General features: G+C 71.2%; 5 protein-coding genes. 3 read left to right on the plus strand and 2 right to left on the minus strand.

What is annotated here, in order from left to right; all coding sequences use genetic code 11:
* The 3 genes from EIO58_RS14830 to EIO58_RS14840 form a co-directional block, all read left to right on the plus strand.
* Positions 1-346 (plus strand): enoyl-CoA hydratase/isomerase family protein (locus tag EIO58_RS14830; RefSeq protein ID WP_240658902.1); only part of this gene is annotated, 346 nt, incomplete at its 5' end.
* 14 nt (positions 347-360) lie between these two features.
* Complete coding sequence (locus tag EIO58_RS14835) at positions 361-1,200, plus strand: SDR family oxidoreductase (RefSeq protein WP_127820170.1); 840 nt, start codon at positions 361-363, stop codon at positions 1,198-1,200.
* 25 nt (positions 1,201-1,225) lie between these two features.
* The gene (locus EIO58_RS14840) at positions 1,226-1,603 is read left to right on the plus strand and encodes a VOC family protein (protein WP_127820171.1); all 378 of its coding nucleotides are present in this window, start codon (positions 1,226-1,228) and stop codon (positions 1,601-1,603) included.
* Between the two features lie 16 nt (positions 1,604-1,619).
* On the opposite strand, the gene EIO58_RS14845 is transcribed toward EIO58_RS14840, so the two are convergent.
* Together EIO58_RS14845 and EIO58_RS14850 are read right to left on the minus strand one after the other, a co-directional pair.
* Positions 1,620-2,510 carry an HAD family hydrolase gene (locus EIO58_RS14845; RefSeq protein WP_127820172.1) on the minus strand — a complete coding sequence of 297 codons (891 nt, stop codon included), beginning with the start codon at positions 2,508-2,510 and terminating at the stop codon, positions 1,620-1,622.
* Positions 2,510-3,145: a LysE family translocator gene (locus EIO58_RS14850; protein WP_127820173.1), complete on the minus strand. Its 636-nt coding sequence runs from the start codon at positions 3,143-3,145 to the stop codon at positions 2,510-2,512. The genes EIO58_RS14845 and EIO58_RS14850 overlap by 1 nt, the downstream gene beginning before the upstream one ends.
* Positions 3,146-3,322 lie beyond the last annotated feature (177 nt).

Here is a 3,322-nt window from a genome sequence, read left to right on the forward strand (position 1 = left end):
CGGGCAGCGCCGCGCGCTGCAGCTGCTGCTGCAGGACCGCACCATCGACGCGGCGACCGCGCTCGAGTGGGGCCTGGTCGCCGAGGTCGCGCCCGGCGCCGAGGTCGCCGCGCGCGCCGAGGCGGTCGCGCAGTTCTGGCTCGAGAACTCGACCGCCGCATTCGGGCAGGCCAAACGCCTCGTCCGCACCGGCCCCGACCGCAGCTTCGAAGAGAACCTCGCCGACGAGGCCGCGTCGATCGGCGCTCGCTTCGACACCGACGATTCCCGGGCCCGCGTCGCGGCCTTCGCCGAGGCATCCGCCAAGGCCGCCGCCGCCAAGGCCGCCGCCGAGTCCCGCGCCTGAACGAGGAGACCGAGATGACAGACAAGCCGCTGGCCGGCAAGACCATCCTGATGTCGGGCGGCAGCCGCGGCATCGGCCTCGCGATCGCGTTGCGCGCGGCGCGCGACGGCGCGAACGTCGCGCTTCTGGCGAAGACCGACACGCCCCACCCGAAGCTCGAGGGCACGGTCCACACGGCGGCCGAGCAGATCCGCGAGGCCGGCGGTCAGGCTCTGCCGATCGTCGGCGACGTCCGCGACGACGACGACGTCACCGAGGCCGTGCTCAAGACCCAGGGCGAGTTCGGCGGCATCGACATCGTCCTCAACAACGCCTCGGTGATCGACCTCGCTCGCTCGCTCGACCTCGAGGCGAAGAAGTACGACCTCATGCAGGATGTCAACGTGCGCGGCACCTTCATGCTGTCGCGGGCGGCGGTTCCGATCCTGAAGGATGCCCCGAACCCCCACATCCTCTCGCTCTCGCCGCCCCTCAACCTCTCGCCGAAGTGGCTCGGCGCGCACACCGGGTACACGCTCGCGAAGTACGGCATGACCATGGCGACCCTGGGCCTCGCAGCCGAGTTCGCAGGCGACGGCATCGCCGCCAACACGCTGTGGCCCCGCACGACGATCGCGACCGCCGCCGTGCGGTTCGCGCTCGGCGGCGACCGCATGATGAAGGTCAGCCGCACGCCCGAGATCTACGCCGACGCGGCGTACGAGATCTTCACGAAGCCCGCGCGCGAGTACACCGGGCAGACGCTCATCGTCGAGGACGTGCTGACGGATGCCGGCATCACCGACTTCGCGCGGTACGCCGCGGTGCCCGGGACCCCTGATTCGGCACTGTTCCCCGACATCTTCCTCGACTGACCGCCTCGGGGGTATCGTGACTCCCGTGCCGGTGCGGAGCCTCTTCCCGATCCTGCTGTCGCGCGATCTCCCGGGGCTCGTGCGGTTCTACCGGAGTGCGCTGGGTGCTGAGGTGGGCTACCACTTCGGCAGCGGCGAGGAGGACGACTACGTCTCGCTGCGAATCGGCGAGGTGTCGCTCGGCATCGGTCGCGATCCCGGCGCTCTGCCCCCGTCGGTGGGCGATCGCGTCGCGCTGTGGATCTACGTCGACGACGTCGACGAGTCTTTCGCGGCCTGGACCGGCGCGGGCGGTCGCGCCGAGCAGGCGCCCGAAGACATGCCCTGGGGTGAGCGCGTCGCGCAGGTGCGCGACCCCGACGGCAACCTCGTCAACCTCGGAGCCGAGGCGGAGGCCGCGTAGGGCCGAAGGCCGCGCCTCAGATCAGTCCGAGCCGCCGGAACGCGTTCGCGATGCCGTCGTCCATGACGTTCGTCGTGACGAAGTGGGCGAGCTCCTTCAGCTCGTCGTGGGCGTTGCCCATCGCAACCGACACTCCGCAGACCTGGAACATCTCGACGTCGTTCCAGCTGTCTCCGATCGCGACCGCGTCGGCGGCGTCGAGTCCGAGGTGCGGCAGCAGCAGCTCGATGGCCGAGCCCTTCGTCGTGTCGCGCTCGCTGATCTCGCCGTTCGACCCCCCCGGCAGCGGGATGCTGCCCGGCACCACGAGGAACTCGTCGCCGAGGTCTGACCGCAGCACCTCGAGGCCGTCGGCGCGATCACTCACGAACACGGCCTTCGCGATGCGCGTGAGGTCGGCGTGGGCGGTGCTCGGGAAGTCGCGGCCGGCGAGGCCGGCGATCGAGTCCTCCGGTCGCACGCCCGCGCCGGCGTCGCGGAGCGCCTGCGCATGCGAGGCCATGAGCTCGGCCATGTCGTCGCTCGCGTAGACGCCGTCGTGGGTCTGCAGGAAGAAGCGGATGCCGCGCCCGCGCAGCACCGCCAGGAGGCGGTCCGTCTGGGCCGGGGTGAGGGGCCGATCGACCACGACGGCGTCGCCCGAGGTCACGAGGGCCCCGGAGTTGGTGATGGCGCCGTCGAAACCGATCTCGGCGACGCGCGGGTGGATGTCGGACGCCGACCGCCCGGTGCTGAGGTACACGAGGTGCCCCGCGGCTCGCGCCGCGCGGATGGCCGGCGCCGTCGAGGGCGCAACGTGGGAGCCGTGCTCGAGGATCGTGCCGTCGACGTCGAGGAAGACGATGCGGCGACCACCGGCCGCCGATCCTGTCGACGCGCCGGTCGCTGAGCCTGTCGAAGCGCCCATCAGTGCTCGTTCCCGGTGAAGAGGAGGATGCCGCCGAGCCCGATCATGAGCCCGCCGCCGGTGGCCGAGAGCGTCGCGATGCGCTGGGGCGAACGGCCGAACCACGTCCGAGCCTGCGCAGCCGCGAGCGCCCACACGCTGTCGCAGGCCAGGGCGAGCGCGACGAAGACCAGCCCGAGCTGGAGCATCTGCAGGGGCACTGCTCCGGCACCGACGTCGACGAACTGCGGGAGGACGGCGACGAAGAACGCGATCGTCTTCGGGTTGGTCACACCGACGACGAAGCTCTCGCTGAGTTGACGCCATGCCGAGCGGGGGAGCGCACCGTTCGCCTGCGCGGCGGCGCGACCGCGGTGGCGGATCGCCTGGACCCCGAGGAAGACCAGGTAGAGGCTTCCCGCGATCTTGACAGCCGTGAACAGCACGACCGACTGCGCGACGATCCCGCCGACGCCGAAGGCGACCGCGACGATGAGCGGAAGCATGCCGAGCGCGTTGCCGAGCACGCTGAGCAGGCCTCCCACCCGGCCCAGCGCGAGCGCTCGCCCGATCGTGAAGAGCACGCTCGGGCCCGGCATCACGACGATCACGGCCGCGGCGAGCGTGAACGCCAGCAGGTTCTCAGGAGGGATCACGAAGTCACGATAGCCGGGTCACGCGTTCAGGCGCTTGCGCAGGAAGACCTGCTCGATGCCGTCGTCGCCGGCGACGCGCTCCGTCTGTGTGTAGCCCTCGCGCTCGTAGAGACGCAGGTTGGCCTCGCTGAGGGAGCCTGTGAACAGCTCCGTCTCTGTGGCGCCGGCCGCCCGGCC

The sequence above is a fragment of the Microbacterium sp. CPCC 204701 genome (assembly GCF_004010105.1).
Classification (GTDB): Bacteria; Actinomycetota; Actinomycetes; order Actinomycetales; family Microbacteriaceae; genus Microbacterium.